Origin of the sequence: Spiribacter curvatus (assembly GCF_000485905.1) — a bacterium.
Lineage (GTDB): Bacteria > Pseudomonadota > Gammaproteobacteria > Nitrococcales > Nitrococcaceae > Spiribacter > Spiribacter curvatus.
The window spans coordinates 1489020-1505211 of sequence record NC_022664.1; the positions used below are offsets into that span (position 1 = coordinate 1489020).

Consider the following 16192-nt stretch of genomic DNA (forward strand, 5'->3'; position numbering starts at 1 on the left):
GGATGTCATCGCGCCATTTTCTGACGCTCGCCGATATCAGTGCCGAGGCGCTCGAGACCCTGCTGCGGCGGGCCGCCGAACTGCGGGAACTGCATCATGCCGGCCATCTCCATGAGCCCCTGCGCGGTCGGGTGCTGGGAATGATCTTCGAGAAATCCTCGACCCGGACGCGCGTGTCGTTCGAGGCCGGTATGGCGCAGCTCGGGGGCAGCGCGCTATTCCTTTCTCCAAGGGATACCCAACTCGGTCGCGGCGAACCGGTGGAAGACACCGCACGGGTGCTCTCGGGCATGGTTGACGCGGTCATGATCCGCACGTTCGACCACGAAACCGTGGAGCGCTTCGCGGACGCGTCCAGCGTCCCGGTTATCAACGGCCTGACCGATGATCACCACCCCTGCCAGCTGCTCGCCGATCTGCAGACCTGGCAGGCGCACCGGGGCGAGCTTCAGGGACGGACCGTGGCGTGGATGGGTGATGGCAACAATATGTGCCGCTCGTGGATGCAGGCCGCGGAAATGATGGATTTCCGGCTCGCCATCGGGGCGCCGTCGGCCTACGCCCCGGAAGACCTCGCCGATCACCCCAACAGCCGCCACGAGACCGATCCGCAGGCGGCGGTGGAAGGCGCCGATCTGGTGGTCACCGACGTCTGGGCGAGCATGGGGATGGAGGACGAGCAGGACACCCGCCTCGCTGACTTCGCCGCCTATCAGGTCAACGAAGCGCTGATGGCCGCGGCGGCCAAGGACGCTCTATTCATGCACTGCCTGCCGGCCCACCGGGGCGAGGAAGTGACCGCCGGGGTGCTCGACGGTCATCAGAGTGTGGTCTGGGAAGAGGCGGAAAACCGCCTCCATGCCCAGAAGGCACTGCTCGAGTGGCTGATCAGCGGGACCGCCTAGCGGCGGTCCCCGGTGGCCTCTTCAGCCATCTGTTCAAAGCTGATGTGGCGGACATCCTTGCCGCGCACGAAGTAGATCACGTATTCGCAGATGTTCCGGGACCGGTCACCGATCCGCTCCAGTGACCGGGTCGCCCAGACGATGTCGAGCACCGGCGGCACCGACTTCGGGCTGTCCTCGAGGTGTTTGACCAGGTTGCGGATGATGGAATCGTACTGGGCGTCCGCCTTGATATCCTCCTGCGCGACCTGCACGGCCTGTTCTGAGTCCATGCGCGCGAAGGCGTCCAGCGCGCCACGCAGAATGCCCTTGATCTGCTCACCGAGCGCGGCGATCTCCGCCATCGGACTGCGGCGCCGATCCTCCTCGAGCAGATGAAGGGCCATCCGCCCGACACGCTCGGCCTCATCGCCGATGCGCTCCAGATCAGTGATGGCCTTGATGACCGCCATGATCAGGCGCAGGTCACTGGCGGTGGGCTGGCGACGCGCGAGAATGTGGGTGCAGGCCTCGTCCAGCTCGACCTCCATCGCATTGATCTTATAATCGGACGTCACCACCTGCTCGCCCTTGGCCTGGTCGCCGTTCACAAGGGCATCCAGCGCCGATTCGAGCTGCTGCTCGACCAGTCCACCCATGGTCATCACTCGGGTGATGATGTGCTCGAGGTCTTCGTTGTACTGCTGCGAGATATGCTGCGAGAAGCTCTTCTTATCCATGACGATAGCCGCTCCCTGCCGGCTCAGCCGAACCGGCCGGTGATGTAGTCCTCGGTGCGCTGTTCCGCCGGATTGGTGAACAGCGTGTCGGTGTCGTTGACTTCGATAATCTGCCCCATGTGGAAGAACGCCGTGTAGCCTGCCACCCGAGCGGCCTGCTGCAGGTTATGGGTCACGATGACGATGGTGTAGTTGTCCTTGAGCTCATGGATCAGCTCCTCGACCGTGGCCGTGGCGAGGGGATCGAGGGCCGACGCGGGCTCGTCCATCAGGATGACTTCCGGGTTGACGGCGATGGCCCGCGCGATACACAGGCGCTGCTGCTGACCACCGGAGAGCTCGGTCCCGGGCGTATCCAGACGATCCGCCACCTCGTTCCAGAGCCCGGCACGTTTCAGCGCCGATTCCACCAGGTCATCCAATTCCGAGCGCGATGTACCCGTTCCGTGGAGCCGGGGTGCGTAGGCAATGTTCTCGTAGATACTTTTCGGAAACGGATTCGGCTTCTGGAACACCATCCCGACATACGTCCGCAGCTGGACGACGTCGACACTCGGGTCGTAGATATCCTCGTCCTCCAGTGCCACCCGGCCAGAGATATGAACCCTCGGGATCAGGTCGTTCATCCGGTTGAGGCAACGCAGAAACGTCGACTTGCCACACCCCGACGGCCCGATCAGCGCTGTCACCTGGCGTGAGTACATATCGAGGTTAATGTCGTGCAGCGCCTGAGTATCGCCGTACCAGAGGTTCAGATCACGCGCACTCACTTTGACGTGAGGCGTCGCCGACTGCTCCCCGGGCGCCGTCCCGGTTGTCTGGGCCATAGAGGCCGTCTCCGATGTCGCTCGCTTATCCACTTCAGTTTCCATCATTCCCCCGCCAGTCGCTACCAGCGACGTTCGAACTTGCGCCGCAGCAAGACCGCTGCCGCGTTGAGAGTCAGCAGTATTGCCAGGAGCACGATGATCCCGGCGCCGGTTTTCTCGACAAATGCCTGCCTCGGCTCGCTCGCCCAGGTGAAGATCTGCGCGGGCAGCACGGTCGCCGATTCAAAGATATTGCCGGGTATATCCGGTATGTAGGCCACCATGCCGACAATGATCAGCGGAGCGGTCTCGCCCATCGCCTGTGCCAGGCCGATGATCGTACCGGTGAGGATACCCGGCAGTGAGAGCGGCAGGACATGGTCGCGGACCACCTGCCAGCGTGAGCACCCCATCGCGAATGCCCCCAGGCGGATCGGATCGGGCACCGATCTGAGTGCGGCACGGGTGCTGATAATGATGATCGGCAGGGTCATCAATCCAAGGGTCAGCCCACCCACCAGAGCCGATGAACGCGGCACACCGAAGGTATTGATGAAAACGGCGAGGCCAAGGAGGCCAAAGATGATCGATGGCACCGCCGCAAGGTTGTTGATATTGACCTCTATCGCCCGCGTGAGCTTGTTATCCGGCGCGAACTCCTCAAGGTAGATCGCCGACATCACCCCCACCGGAAAAGCGAACAGGAGGGTCACGAACAGAACCAGGATCGATCCGACGGCCGCCGACAGGATCCCCGCAAGCTCCGGGAGCTTGGAATCACCCTGCGTAAAGAACGCCCAGTTGAACGAATTCCGGATCTGTCCCGACTCGACCATGGCGTCCACCTGCGCCGCCATCGCCTCGGGCAGATCCGCGTCGCCCTTGAGGTACTGATCGACCTCGCTATAGGCCGGCGCCCAGACCTCGCGCGTGATGCCGGCGAGCTCCGGGTTGTTGCGGATCTCGCGGGGAATGGACCGGACCGCGCCGCGGGAGACGATTTCCCGCATGTCCTCGGCGAGCGCGAAGCGACCGATTCGCTCGGCCCGCTCGTTGTAATCGAGGGTCACACGGACTTCGGTACGCCAGAAGGCGCTGTATCCCTGACCGATGATATCCGCGAAAAAGGCGACGATAATGGCGAACGCAATCAATAGCGCACCGATCGTGTAGCCCTTGAAGCGGGCCTCCTTGCGGTAACGGCCGCGGATGAGCGGATCATCGGCCGAGCCCGTCAGTCTTTGTTGCATGGCAGGCGCCTCTTTAATCGTAGTTCTGCTTGAACCGACGGATCAGGTAGGTCGACAGCAGATTCAGCAGCAGCGTCACCGTGAACAGCACGAGACCGAGCGCGAACGCCGACAGCGTCATGAGGCTGTCGAACGCCTGATCGCCCGTCAGGGAGGCCACGATATTGACGGTCACCGTGGTCATGTCCTCCAGCGGATTCCAGGTCAGGTTGGGCCGCATGCCGGCCGCCATCACGACGATCATCGTCTCGCCCAGCGCCCGTGAGACACCGAGCAGGAACGCGGAGATAACGCCCGGAAGCGCCGCCGGCAGGATGACCTGCTTGATGGTCTCGGAATGGGTCGTCCCCAGCGCGTAGGCCCCCTCACGAAGGCTCTGGGGAATGCTGTTGATCACGTCATCGGAGAGCGAGGAAATGAACGGAATGATCATGATCCCCATCACGATTCCGGGCGAGAGGATGTTGCTGTACGACGCATCCAGCCCGAAGAAAGCGGCGATGTCCACCACCAGCGGGCTGACGGTGATCGCCGCGAAGAAGCCGTAGACCACGGTCGGGATACCGGCGAGGATCTCCAGCAGCGGCTTTGCAATCCCGCGCTGGGTCGGCGTCGCGTACTCCGACATGAAAATCGCCGACAGCAGGCCGATGGGGAGCGCCGTCGCCATCGCGATGCCGGTCACCATGAAGGTACCGGCAAATAGCGGCACAGAGCCGAAGAACGATCCTGCCCCGCCGGCGTCTTCGCCCCGCCCGACGGATTCGAGAAACGTATCACCGGGCGACCAGACGGTACCGGTGACGAATTCCCAGACGCTGACCTCGCGGAAGAACCGCATGGCCTCGAAGATGATCGAGAGGACAATCGCCAGGGTGGTGATGATGGAAATGAGCGCGGCGCCCAGCAGCAGCATGCGGATGACCGTGTCGAGCGCATTCCTTGCCCGCACCGCCGGCCCGATGGCGCGAAGCCCCCAGCCCAGACCGAACGCCGCCACTGCCAGCGATGTAATGACCACCAGCTCCCGCGAGGGCGCGATGATGCCCAGGACACTCAGCAGCGCCGCCGCGACCGCCACCCCGAGGGCCGGCAGTCCCATCCAGACAACGGAGTACCAGCCATACTGTTGCGGTCGCGAATGCATCTTGATGCCTTCCGCGACGCTCGCCAGTGCCTTGCCACGACCCAGCCGAAAGGCCAGTGCGCCCATCACGCCGAGCGCGGCCAATAACACGAGGGTTGCACTACCGATACCCAACGCCTGCCCTCCAATCACTCAATCGAAACAAGCAGGCCGCTGCTCCCCCGGGGGAGCAGCGGCCATCACTCCGCGGGTCAGCGCCCCGAGGGAGCCCTGCCCGGAAGCCGATCACTCAAGATCGCTGCGCTCCATCGGCACGCTGTTGGCCACCCGATCACGCCACTCGGCGCTCTCCGCAGACGGCAGCGGAATCAGGCCCTCTGAGACCAGCAGACCATTCTCGCCGATCATGATGTCGTCCATGAACAGGCTGGTGTACTCGTCGATGCCAGGCACCACGCCGACGTGCGCTTCCTTGACATAGAACCAGAGGCTACGGGCCACCGGGTACGCATCCTGCGAGATATTCTCCACGGTCGGCTCGACACCGTCCACGGCAGCGGCCTGGAGCGTGTCGCTATTCTCCGCAAGGAAGCTATAGCCAAAAATACCGACCGCTGTCTGGTTCTCGCGGATCCGCTGAACGATCAGGTTGTCGTTCTCACCGGAATCGACGTACGGACCATCTGCACGGATCGTGGAGTACGGCTCCGGATAGCCCGCCTCGACGGACACCTCTTCGAGGGCAAGCTCCTCAAAGGCGTCGCGCGTACCAGAGGTGCTCGGCGGGCCGAGGACCTCGATCTCGCGGTCAGGCAGGCTCGAATCGATCTCGTTCCAGTTGGTGTACGGGTTGTCGACCAGCTCACCGTCCTGCGGCACCTCGGCGGCGACCGCCATCAGGATCTGCTCGCGGGTGAGATCAAGGGGCTCGTTGTCCGCGCTCTGGGCGATGACGATGCCGTCCGAGCCGATCTTGGCCTCAGTGATGTCGGTGACGCCGTTTTCCTGACAACGGTCGAACTCGCTGACCTTCATCCGCCGCGAGGCGTTGGTGATGTCAGGTGTGGAAACGCCGACTCCATCGCAGAACAGGGCCAGGCCGCCGCCCGAACCAGTGGACTCGATCACCGGGGTGGGGAAATTCGTGGTCGCGCCAAACTCTTCGACCACGTAGCTCGCGAACGGATAGACCGTGCTCGAGCCAACAATGCGCATCTGCTCACGCTCCTGCGCGTTCGCCAGCGAAGTGGCGCCGACAGCTGCGGCCAGTGCAAGGGCACTCGTTTTCCAGATCTGCATGAGGTTACTCCTCGTTGATGCTTGGGTTGGGAACTGAGTGCAGATTAGTCGCCCTTTGTGACAGGATCATGAAACCGTTGAGGCGGAGGCGTCGCCGACGCGCTGGTAATCAGGAAAAAGCGCGGTAAAGGTACTGCCGACGCCGACCTGGCTGGTGACCTCAAGCCGCCCCCCGTGGCGTGAGAGTACGTGTTTGACGATCGCCAGCCCGAGCCCGGTGCCACCATCGCGGCTCGCACGGCCATGATCGACGCGGTAGAAACGCTCGGTCAGCCGGGGGATGTGGTGGGGCGGGACCCCGCGTCCGGTATCAGCCACCGCCAGGCAGGCCGCCCCCTCAGCCGCAAACCAGCGCACATCAATGCGTCCGCCCGCCTCGGTATATTTCACGGCGTTGGAGAGCAGATTGGAGATGGCACTGCGGATCTCGTCCCGGTCCCCGTCGATGCCCAGCGACTCATCCATGGTCAGCGCGATGCTGTGCCGCTCGTTGCTGAGGGCGCGCGCCTCGTCGACGGCTTCGGTGAGCAACGCCGGCATGTCGATCGTGCCACGTTCTCCCGCGGGCCGCTCGGTCTCGAGCCGTGAGAGCAGCAACAGATCATCAACCAGGCGGGTCATACGACCGATCTGCTGATCCATCAGTGCCAGCGGCCGCGCCAGCTCCTCCGCGTCCAGCGACTCCATCTCGCCGAGCTGCTCGGACATCCCCTGAAGAACCGTCAGCGGCGTGCGCAGCTCATGACTGACATTGCCCACAAAATCCCGGCGCATGGTCTCGAGCCGATGCAGCTCGGTAATGTCTCGTGCGAGCAGCATCTGTTGATGGTCACCGTAGGGGACGATGCGGATCTCGAGCGTGCGGCGCGGATCCTGGGGGGATGGAATCTTGACCGCGGCCGTCCAGTCGCGCTCGGCCAGATAGGCCGCGAATTCCGGGTGCCGGATGAGATTGGCGATGCGCTGGCCGCGGTCCTGCGGCCAACGGAGCCCGAGATAGCGGGATGCAAGCCGATTCCACCACTGCATATCACCGCCCGCGGACAGGACGATCGTCCCGTCCGGCATCGCATTCGCACCCTCACGAAATCGTCTCAGAAGCCGAACAAGACGGGTTCGACGCGTGCGCTGCTGCAGCTGCTGGCGGTCGAGCCCGTCAAAGATATGCCCCCATACCCCATTGCCGCGCGGTGGCCGCCGCCGACGTGATGCCCGCAGCCAGCGCTCGAGCCGATAGGCCTGGCTGAGGTTGTAGACCAGAAGGCCGGAGCCGGCAGCAAGCACCAGCCAGGGGACGCCCGTGGCAACACCGAACAGTGTGATGAACGCACCGCCGGCCGCCGTCCGGAAGGCCGCCGCCGGCCAGGGGTTACTCATCAGCATGTGACGATCCCGTCAGTCGACGGAAAAGCGATAGCCTGCTCCCCGCACGGTCTGCAGCAGATCGTGGTGCCCCGAGGGCTCGAGCGCCTTTCTAAGCCGGCGGACATGGACATCAACGGTGCGCTCCTCAACATAGACATTGGCCCCCCAGACATTATCGAGGAGCTGCGCGCGATTGAAGACACGATCCGGATGGGTCATGAAAAAATGCAGCAGCCGGAATTCGGTGGGCCCCATGTCGAGGGCTTGCCCCGTGCCTGTCACGCGATGACTGACTGGATCGAGTCTGAGTTCGCGCGCCTCGACCGGCGCCTCGTTCGCGGTTGGCTGGACGCGGCGCAGAACCGCTTTGACCCGCGCCACCAGCTCGCGGGGCGAGAACGGTTTGGGTACATAGTCGTCGGCGCCGGCATCCAGCCCGCGGATACGATCGGCCTCCTCGCCCCGCGCCGTCAGCAGAATGATGGGGATGTCGCGCGTTACCCGATCACGCTTGAGCCGTCGCGCGAAATCGATACCGCTCTGCCCCGGCAGCATCCAGTCAAGCAGAACCAGATCGGGTTGGCTCAGCCGCATCGCCGCCTCACCATCCTCCGCTGACTCCGCGTGGCGCACCCGGTAGCCGGCCCGCTCCAGGGCCATTGCCACCATTTCGCGGATCGCTTCTTCATCCTCTACAAGCAGAATGCTGGCCACAGTGGCTTCCCCCCTAACATCAGATCAGCGGCATTATAGAGTCACTCAGATTGCGACTCTGTGACAATCCGGTCACACAACGCGGCGGCTGGCAGCGCCGCAGCGACATTGGTACATTGCCGGCATGCGTTATTACCTCTCCCTCTCAGTGGTCCTGGCGGTGCTGTGGCTCGGTCTGTCCGGTGTCTACAAGCCGCTGCTGTTCATCCTGGGAGCGGCCTCGATCGGGCTGGTCGTCTGGCTGACCGAACGCATGGAGGTTCTGGGGGCAGAGCATGATCCGGCGACCCTGTCCTGGCGATTGATCGTCTACTGGTTCTGGCTGGCCGGTCAGGTCATCATTTCGAATATCGCCGTGGCGCGCGCCGTCATTGATCCACGGCGTATCCACCCGACACTCATCGAGGTCCCTGTCCGCCAGCACTCGCGCGTGGGGCGGGTGACGTACGCAAACTCGATCACGCTGACACCCGGCACGGTCACCACCTGGCTGGAGAGTGGTGGCCACCGGGCCCAGATCCATGCACTACTGCCCGAAGCGGTGGAGGGACTGCGAAGCGAGGCGATGGGACGTCGCGTCGAGTGGCTCGAGGGGGAGCGATGATGGAGACGGTCCTCCTCGCAACGATCCCCGCCATCTTCACCACGATGGGGCTGGCACTCTGGCGGGCCATTAAAGGGCCATCGGTGTTCGATACCATCGTCGGCGTCAATGTCTTCGGGACCAAGACCGTGCTGCTGATCGCACTGATCGCCTATTTCTCGGGCAATGGGGATCTGGTCGATGTCGCGCTGGTCTACGCATTGATCAACTTCCTTGCTGTGGTGGCGGTCCTCAAGCTGGTTCGCCAGCGCGATCTGGCCGCCGGCCGTGGGGATGACGGATGATCGATGCGCTGCTGCACGGCCTCTCCGCGGCGATGCTGGTCATTGGTGGCGGCTTCGCGGTCATTGGCGGCATTGGTGTGGTCCGCTTCCCGGATATCTTCACACGGCTGCATGCCGCCGGTGTCACCGATACGATCGCCCCGCTACTGATCGTTGGCGGTCTGGTGCTCCAGTCAGGCTGGACGCTGTTGAGCTTCAAGCTCCTGCTTATTCTGCTGTTCTTACTGTTCACGACACCCACGGCCTCGCATGCGACCGCCCGCGCCGCGATGGCGGCCGGCATCGAGCCGATCACCCATGACACCGACGCGCCGCCCGGGGAACCGCCATCGAACACCTGATCGATATCGCGCTGTTGCTATTCCTCATCGTGGTGGCGGTCACCGTGGTCGTCACCCGTGATCTCCTCAAGGCAACGATGCTGTTCGCGATCTACTCGCTGACCATTGCCGGGCTGTTCGCCACGCTCGATGCCGGGGATGTGGCATTGACCGAGGCCGCCGTGGGGGCGGGCATCAGCACGGTGCTCATCCTTGCCGTACTCGCCCTGGTGCCGCGCTACGAGCACCGCCGGGCGGGTCATAGCCTGCCGGCTCTGGCCATTGTCACGCTCACCGGCGCGGCGCTGGTCTATGCCTCCTTCGACCTGCCGGCATTCGGAAACGCAGGCAATCCCATCCATCAGCATCTGGGTGCCTATTTCATCGAGCAGACCTACTCGGATATCGGCATTCCCAATCTGGTCGCAGCCGTACTGGCAAGCTACCGCTCGATCGATACCATGGGTGAGGCCGTTGTCATCCTCACCGCCGGGATCGTGGTCTACGCCCTCCTGGCGCCGCCACCCCGTCACCGCCAGCGCCGCGATGGAGGCGACTCATGAGAGACAACGCGATCCTCGTGGTGGTGGCCCGCTTCCTGATCCCGCTGGTCATGCTGTTCGGGCTCTATGTGCAGTTCCACGGCGAGTATTCGCCCGGTGGCGGCTTCCAGGCCGGGGTGCTGTTCGCATCCGCCTGGATTCTGTTCGTGTTCATCTACGGGCTCGACACCGGCCTGCGGGTCATTCCCCAGCGGGTCATCTACGCCCTCGCCTCCCTGGGGGTCCTGCTCTATGCACTGGTCGGCCTGTTGGGGGTTGCGCTCGGTGGGCGTTTCCTTGATTTCGATCCGCTTCTCGATGCGCCTAAGGCGGCGCAGCAGACCGGGATCATCCTCGTCGAGTTCGGCGTTGGCGTCACCGTGGCCGCGGTGGTGATGCTGATCTTCCTGCTGTTCGCCCGACGCCGGGCGGATACCGTCGCGGCCGGCCTCGACCCTGATGCGGCCGACGATGTCAGAGAGGAACAGCAATGACGCTGATCAGCATGGTTAATTACTGGGCCGTGATCGTGCTGATGATGACCGGTTACTACTGCATGATCGTGCGCGGCAACATGATCAAGAAGGTCATCGGTCTGGGGATTTTCCAGACATCGGTGTTCATCCTGTTCATCTCTGCCGGCAAGGTGAACGGCGGGTCCACCCCCGTGCTGCGTGACGGCGTCGACCTCTACTCCAATCCCCTCCCGCATGTCCTCATCCTTACCGCGATTGTCGTCGGTATTGCCACCACCGCCGTCGCCCTGGCACTGACCGTGCGCATCCGCGAGGCGTACGGCAGCATCGACGATGATGACATCGACGCCGCCGCTGAGGAGGACGATCGCGTATGAGCTCGATCACCGAGCTGATGCCCTTCATCGTCCTGATCCCGCTGATCGCCGGACCCGTCTGTGTCCTGCTGCCGGGACGTGGATTGCCATGGCTGCTGGCGACACTGGCGATGATATCGGCGTTCATCATCAGCGCTTTCGTATTGGCGGCGGTCTTTGATGGCGACACGCTGCGCTACGCGTTCGGCGACTGGCCGCCACCGGTGGGTATTGAATACCGGGTGGATGCCGCCAATGCCTTCGTCGCACTGCTCATTACCGGGGTGTCGGCCATCCTCCTGCCATGGGGCAAGCCCCTGGTGGATGATGAGGTCCCTGAGCGCCAGGGCAGCTTCTACGCCCTGGTGCTGATCGCGCTGGCAGGGCTGCTTGGCATCACCCTGACCGGTGATGTCTTCAACGTGTTCGTCTTCCTCGAGATCTCGTCGCTGGCGACCTACGGCCTGATCGCCCATGGCCGCGATCGGCGGGCACTCATCGCGGCATTCCGCTACCTGATCATGGGCACGGTGGGCGCGACCTTCCTGCTGATCGGCATCGCGGTGCTCTACATCCTCACCGGCTCGCTCAACATGCTGGATATCGCCGAGCGGCTGCCGGTGAACGAGGGCTCGCGGGCGCTGGATGTCGGTCTCGGGTTCATCGTAGTGGGGCTCTCGATCAAGCTGGCGCTGTTCCCGCTGCATCACTGGCTGCCCAATGCCTACACCTACGCGCCATCACTGATCAGTGCCCTGATCGCCGCCACCGCGACCAAGGTGGCGCTTTATGTGATGCTGCGGTTCATTTTCGACGTCTTCGGTCCGGCCTACAGCTTTACGGCACTGCCCCTGGCCGCCGGGCTGATGGCGCTTGCCATCGGCAGCATGTTCGCCGGCTCGTGGCTGGCGATCCTGCAGAGCAACCTCAAGCGCATGCTGGCCTACTCGTCGGTCGCGCAGGTCGGCTATATGGTGCTGGGCGTCAGCCTGACCACCGTGTCCGGCCTGACCGCATCGTTCCTGCATCTGTTCAACCACGGCCTGATGAAGGCGGCCCTGTTCGCCAGCGCCGGGCTCATGGCCTATCGCTGCGGTGGTCTGGGCATGAATGACCTGCGCGGGATCGGCCGGCAGATGCCCTGGACACTCACCGGCTTTGCCCTCGCCGGCGTCAGCCTGATCGGGCTGCCGCCCACGGCGGGCTTCATCAGTAAGTGGTACCTCCTGACGGCCGCGGTAGATGCCGGACAGATCTGGCTGGTCGGGCTCATCCTGATCACATCGCTGATGGCACTGCTCTATATCGCGCGGGTCATCGAGATCGCCTGGATGCAGCCCCGGCCGGACGACGCGCCCGCGGTGGAAGAGGCGCACTGGACGCTGCTGCTGCCGGTCTGGGTGCTGGTCGCCGCCAACTTCTGGTTCGGCATCGATACGCGGCTCACCGTTGGCGGCGCGACACGCGCAGCCGAGGCGCTCTCCAGTGGGGCGCTGCCATGACGCCATTGCTCGCCGTCCTGATCCCTTTCATCGGCGCCGCGCTGATCGCGGCCGCGGCCCGGCGCCCCCGGCTCCGCGACGGGTTGTGTTTCGGGTTGCCGATACCGCTGTTCCTGACTGTGGTCGGCGTTCTGGTTAATCGGGTCGGCGGCGGTCATGACGGGCAACAGACGATCGTCGAACTGATGCCGGGGCTGACGATCACGCTTTCCGCACAGCCACTGGGGCTGGTGTTCGCGCTGCTGGCCGCGACGCTCTATATCGCCGCAACCCCCTACGCGATCGGCTATATGCGGGCCGGTGGTTACCATCATCTGGCCCGCTTCATGGCCTGCTATGCGATCGCCCTGGGCGCGACCATGGGCATCGCCTTTGCCGAGAATCTACTCACTCTGTATCTGTTCTACGAGATCCTCTCGATCTCGACCTATCCGCTGGTCGCCCATACCGGTACCGAGAAGGCCCGAAGCGGCGGGCGCACTTATCTCTCGCTGTTACTGGTCACGAGCATCGGGCTGATGCTGCCGGCGATCATCTGGATCTGGCACGCCACCGGCACCCTCAGCTTCACCAACGGCGGGATCCTGACCGATCAGGTGCCGACCAGCATCGGTGCGATCGTGCTGGTGGTGCTGATATACGGCATCGGCAAGGCCGCGATCATGCCGTTCCATCGCTGGTTACCAGCGGCAATGGTTGCGCCGACGCCGGTTTCCGCGCTGTTGCATGCCGTGGCGGTGGTCAAGGCGGGGGTGTTCAGCGTGCTCACCGTCGTGCTCTATATCTTCGGGCTCGAGTACACCCAGTCACTGGTCACGCAGCCGATGATGCTGGGCGTCGCGGTGTTCACAATGCTCGCCGCCTCCCTGGTCGCCCTGCGTCAGGATAACCTCAAGGCGCGACTCGCCTATTCCACGGTCAGTCAGCTCGCCTACATCGTCACCGGCGCGCTCCTCGCCACCGAGTTGTCGGCCATCGGCGGTGGTCTGCACATGCTCATGCATGGCTTTGGCAAGATCACACTGTTTTTCTGTGCCGGCGCCATTTATGTCGCCAATGGCATCAATACAGTCAGCGGCATGGACGGTCTTGCCCGGCGCATGCCGTTGACCATGCTGGCGTTTTTCATCGGCGCGCTATGCGTCATCGGGCTGCCGCCCACCGGTGGCTTCTGGAGCAAGTGGTATCTGATCAGCGGTGCCTGGAGCACCGGAGAATACCTGGTGGTGGCGGCCTTCGTACTCAGCACGCTGCTCAATGTCGGTTATCTGATGCCGCCGGTGATGCGCGCGTTCCTGCGCCCGCTACCGGGTAATGATCCCTCTCAGCAGCGCGTCTCCGAGGCGCCCGCACTCTGTCTGATCCCGCTGCTGGTCACCGCGGCGGGCACCCTCGTATTGTTCATCCTGGCGGATCCAGCCTATCGACTCCTGACAATGGGCATTCCGTGATAATGGCAAGGGACATCGCATGAAACTGGTGAACGCAACCGCATCAGTGCTCGAGGCGCTGGTCCGGCACGGCCGCTCGCTGCGGCTTGGGATGATCGGTCTGATGGTGCTCGTCGTGGTGCTTGATATCCTCAAGCCCTCCCACTACAGCCGCTTCCCATGGGATGGCATCCCCGGCTTTACCGCGGCCTTCGCCTTCCTCGGGGCTCTGCTGTTGATCGGCGTCTATAAGGCGATCGGCTTCGGACTCGTCTACCGACGCCCGGACTATTACCGCGACGAGCACGAGGAACCGACGGATGGCTGAAGGACTCCACCTGCATCCGGCGTTCCTGCTGATGCTGGGCGCACTGCCACTGGCCGTTCTCCAGGGCCGCTCGCGTCAGCTATGGCAGCTGACTCTGCCATTGCTGGTGCTGGGCGCAGTGATCGCGCTGCCTTCGGATACCACGATCCGCATGCAACTGGTGGGACTGGAGCTGGCGCCGCTCCGGGTGGACAAGCTCAGTCTGGTATTCGGCTATGTATTCGCGCTGATCATCCTGATCGGCAACTGCTTCGCGCTAAAGGTCGATGACGGCGCTCAGCATGTCGCCGCCGCCTTCTATGCGGCCGCCGGGCTCGGCGCCGTATTCGCCGGCGATCTGATCACCCTGTATGTATTCTGGGAGATCATGATGGTGGCGTCGGTGTGGCTGATCTGGCGCCGCCGGCGGCAGGCGGCCTACGACGCTGGATTCCGCTATCTGGTGATCCATGCGCTGGGCGGTATGCTGCTGCTCGCTGGCATCATCGCCTACTGGCTGCATACCGGCAGCCTTGCTTTCGAGGCACTGGAAGGCGGTGGAGCGGCTTTCTATCTGATCCTTGTGGCGTTCCTGATCAATGCCGCGGCTCCCCCACTCCATGCCTGGCTTCCGGACGCCTACCCGCAGGCGACCGTCACCGGCACGGTATTCCTCAGCGCGTTCACCACCAAAACCGCCGTCTATGTGCTGGCCAGGGGCTTTCCGGGCACGGAGCTGCTGGTCTGGCTGGGCGTATTCATGACGCTCTACGGCGTTATCTACGCGTTCCTCGTCAACGACATCCGCCAGCTCCTGTCCTATCACATCATCAGTCAGGTCGGTTACATGGTGGCCGGTGTCGGGATCGGCACCACGCTGGCCATCAGCGGCACCGCCGCTCATGCATTCACGCATATCCTCTACAAGGCGCTGCTGCTGATGGGCGCAGGGGCGGTCCTACAGATGACAGGGCGCAGCCGGCTGACGGAACTGGGCGGCCTCTATCGGAGCATGCCCGTGACCTTCCTGCTCTATATGGTCGGGGGGCTGTCGATCTCGGCATTCCCGCTGTTCAGCGGTTTCGTGAGCAAGACCATGATCATCGAGGCCGCAGCGGCGGATGGCCGGGGCATGATCTTCCTGCTGATGACGCTCGCGGGGGTGGGGACGTTCATGAGCACCACCCTCAAGCTGCCGTGGTATACCTTCATGGGCCGCGATGCGGGACTACGGCCCGCCGAGGCACCGCTCAACATGCGCATCGCCATGGGCATCGCGGCGCTGTTCTGCTTTGTCATCGGCATCGTTCCGGAATGGCTCTACGCCATCCTGCCCTACCCGGTGGACTATGAGGCGTATACAGCCGGGCATCTGATCAAGGAAATGCAGCTCCTGCTGTTCACGGGCCTGGGCTTCTTCCTGTTCCTCCATTGGCTGGGCGGCAAGGATAAGATCAGCCTGGATCTTGACTGGTTCTACCGCGTGCCGGGCAGACAGGCGCTGGCGTCTGTCGGCGACGCCATCGGCCGCATCGATCGCGGGGCCCGCGACGCATCCATGATACGCTTTCGACGCGCCGAGGACAGGGCGACCCATCTGCGCCTGAGTGGTTGGCCGCTACGCAGTTGGCCGACCGGCTCAATGGCGTTCTGGACGGCGATCGTCCTCGCCATGCTCCTGGCCTTCGGGATGGGGGAATAGGGACAGACGACAGCGACGACGGTGGGGAGACTGGTGCCGGCGCACGGATTTGAACCGCGGACCTACGCATTACGAAGGATATTTTCTATTACTTAAACTATTGTTTTTAATAGTATTGCGTTTAAAGTAGTACACTTTGTAGTATACAAAAACCGCGTCAATCAAGTCTCAAAATTCCACCCAAATGACCTTAAAACGGTTACGATCACTGCACTGAGACTCACCCACGGTTGCGAGTGAACGCCACTGCTCAATCTTCTCTGCCGCATCCCCACGCATCGTGAAACTGGACATCCTGAACCCGTAGTCCCTCGCGAGAACCAATGTCTCGACCGCAGAACACTCAGTAATGAGTTGTTCCAACTGTTCGTCGGTTAGATCCTGTGCCATCCCAGAGGTATCAGTCTCTCTCATACCGACCACTCACCTTGCTTCTTCCTCAGCACCTCGTCCTCCAACAAGTCTCGGTTCGCATCCAGTTCGCGACGGATCCCACGACGAATCATTGAACTGACATCACA

General features: G+C 63.2%; 18 protein-coding genes. 11 read left to right on the forward strand and 7 right to left on the reverse strand.

Going from position 1 to position 16192, the window contains the following annotated elements:
- Nucleotides 1-2 precede the first annotated feature (2 nt).
- Nucleotides 3-905 (forward strand): ornithine carbamoyltransferase, encoded by a 903-nt coding sequence (gene argF / locus SPICUR_RS07265; RefSeq protein ID WP_023367591.1) that lies wholly within the window; start codon nucleotides 3-5, stop codon nucleotides 903-905.
- Here the strand turns inward: argF and phoU are convergent.
- From phoU to phoB, 7 genes are all read right to left on the reverse strand, one after another.
- Entirely contained in the window at nucleotides 902-1624 is a 723-nt protein-coding gene (gene phoU, locus SPICUR_RS07270) for a phosphate signaling complex protein PhoU (protein WP_023367593.1), read from the reverse strand. The genes argF and phoU overlap by 4 nt on opposite strands.
- A 23-nt stretch (nucleotides 1625-1647) precedes the next feature.
- Nucleotides 1648-2451, reverse strand: coding sequence for a phosphate ABC transporter ATP-binding protein PstB (pstB, locus tag SPICUR_RS07275; RefSeq protein WP_023367595.1), 804 nt, complete (start codon nucleotides 2449-2451; stop codon nucleotides 1648-1650).
- A gap of 62 nt (nucleotides 2452-2513) precedes the next feature.
- Nucleotides 2514-3683, reverse strand: a complete 1170-nt coding sequence (gene pstA, locus SPICUR_RS07280; protein ID WP_023367597.1) for a phosphate ABC transporter permease PstA — start codon at nucleotides 3681-3683, stop codon at nucleotides 2514-2516.
- Nucleotides 3684-3696: 13 nt separating this feature from the next.
- Nucleotides 3697-4920 (reverse strand): phosphate ABC transporter permease subunit PstC, encoded by a 1224-nt coding sequence (gene pstC, locus SPICUR_RS07285; RefSeq protein WP_257719849.1) that lies wholly within the window; start codon nucleotides 4918-4920, stop codon nucleotides 3697-3699.
- A gap of 135 nt (nucleotides 4921-5055) precedes the next feature.
- Nucleotides 5056-6069: a substrate-binding domain-containing protein gene (locus tag SPICUR_RS07290; RefSeq protein WP_023367601.1), complete on the reverse strand. Its 1014-nt coding sequence runs from the start codon at nucleotides 6067-6069 to the stop codon at nucleotides 5056-5058.
- Nucleotides 6070-6135: 66 nt separating this feature from the next.
- Nucleotides 6136-7452, reverse strand: coding sequence for a phosphate regulon sensor histidine kinase PhoR (gene phoR / locus SPICUR_RS07295; RefSeq protein ID WP_023367603.1), 1317 nt, complete (start codon nucleotides 7450-7452; stop codon nucleotides 6136-6138).
- A 12-nt stretch (nucleotides 7453-7464) separates the two neighbouring features.
- Nucleotides 7465-8148 carry a phosphate regulon transcriptional regulator PhoB gene (gene phoB, locus SPICUR_RS07300; protein WP_023367605.1) on the reverse strand — a complete coding sequence of 228 codons (684 nt, stop codon included), beginning with the start codon at nucleotides 8146-8148 and terminating at the stop codon, nucleotides 7465-7467.
- 124 nt (nucleotides 8149-8272) lie between these two features.
- On the opposite strand from phoB, the gene SPICUR_RS07305 reads away from it, so the two are divergent.
- Genes SPICUR_RS07305 through SPICUR_RS07350 form a run of 10 tightly spaced genes read left to right on the forward strand, consistent with a single transcriptional unit; the run spans nucleotide 8273 to nucleotide 15671 of the window.
- Nucleotides 8273-8752, forward strand: coding sequence for a Na+/H+ antiporter subunit E (locus tag SPICUR_RS07305; RefSeq protein WP_023367606.1), 480 nt, complete (start codon nucleotides 8273-8275; stop codon nucleotides 8750-8752).
- On the forward strand, nucleotides 8749-9036 hold the full coding sequence (locus SPICUR_RS07310) for an MrpF/PhaF family protein (RefSeq protein ID WP_023367608.1): 288 nt from the start codon (nucleotides 8749-8751) through the stop codon (nucleotides 9034-9036). Before SPICUR_RS07305 ends, SPICUR_RS07310 begins: the two co-directional genes overlap by 4 nt.
- The gene (gene mnhG / locus SPICUR_RS07315) at nucleotides 9033-9377 is read left to right on the forward strand and encodes a monovalent cation/H(+) antiporter subunit G (protein ID WP_023367610.1); all 345 of its coding nucleotides are present in this window, start codon (nucleotides 9033-9035) and stop codon (nucleotides 9375-9377) included. Before SPICUR_RS07310 ends, mnhG begins: the two co-directional genes overlap by 4 nt.
- 14 nt (nucleotides 9378-9391) lie before the next feature.
- Nucleotides 9392-9919 carry a DUF4040 domain-containing protein gene (locus SPICUR_RS07320; RefSeq protein ID WP_023367612.1) on the forward strand — a complete coding sequence of 176 codons (528 nt, stop codon included), beginning with the start codon at nucleotides 9392-9394 and terminating at the stop codon, nucleotides 9917-9919.
- Nucleotides 9916-10392 carry a Na(+)/H(+) antiporter subunit B gene (locus tag SPICUR_RS07325; protein WP_023367614.1) on the forward strand — a complete coding sequence of 159 codons (477 nt, stop codon included), beginning with the start codon at nucleotides 9916-9918 and terminating at the stop codon, nucleotides 10390-10392. Before SPICUR_RS07320 ends, SPICUR_RS07325 begins: the two co-directional genes overlap by 4 nt.
- A complete protein-coding gene (locus tag SPICUR_RS07330; protein ID WP_023367616.1) occupies nucleotides 10389-10751 on the forward strand; it encodes a cation:proton antiporter subunit C in 363 nt (120 codons plus the stop codon). The genes SPICUR_RS07325 and SPICUR_RS07330 overlap by 4 nt, the downstream gene beginning before the upstream one ends.
- Nucleotides 10748-12232 carry a monovalent cation/H+ antiporter subunit D family protein gene (locus SPICUR_RS07335; protein ID WP_023367618.1) on the forward strand — a complete coding sequence of 495 codons (1485 nt, stop codon included), beginning with the start codon at nucleotides 10748-10750 and terminating at the stop codon, nucleotides 12230-12232. The genes SPICUR_RS07330 and SPICUR_RS07335 overlap by 4 nt, the downstream gene beginning before the upstream one ends.
- Nucleotides 12229-13683, forward strand: a complete 1455-nt coding sequence (locus SPICUR_RS07340; protein WP_041381796.1) for a proton-conducting transporter transmembrane domain-containing protein — start codon at nucleotides 12229-12231, stop codon at nucleotides 13681-13683. Before SPICUR_RS07335 ends, SPICUR_RS07340 begins: the two co-directional genes overlap by 4 nt.
- Nucleotides 13684-13702: 19 nt before the next feature.
- Nucleotides 13703-13990, forward strand: coding sequence for a hypothetical protein (locus tag SPICUR_RS07345; protein WP_023367622.1), 288 nt, complete (start codon nucleotides 13703-13705; stop codon nucleotides 13988-13990).
- Complete coding sequence (locus tag SPICUR_RS07350) at nucleotides 13983-15671, forward strand: Na(+)/H(+) antiporter subunit D (protein WP_023367624.1); 1689 nt, start codon at nucleotides 13983-13985, stop codon at nucleotides 15669-15671. Before SPICUR_RS07345 ends, SPICUR_RS07350 begins: the two co-directional genes overlap by 8 nt.
- The last annotated feature ends 521 nt before the right edge of the window (nucleotides 15672-16192 follow it).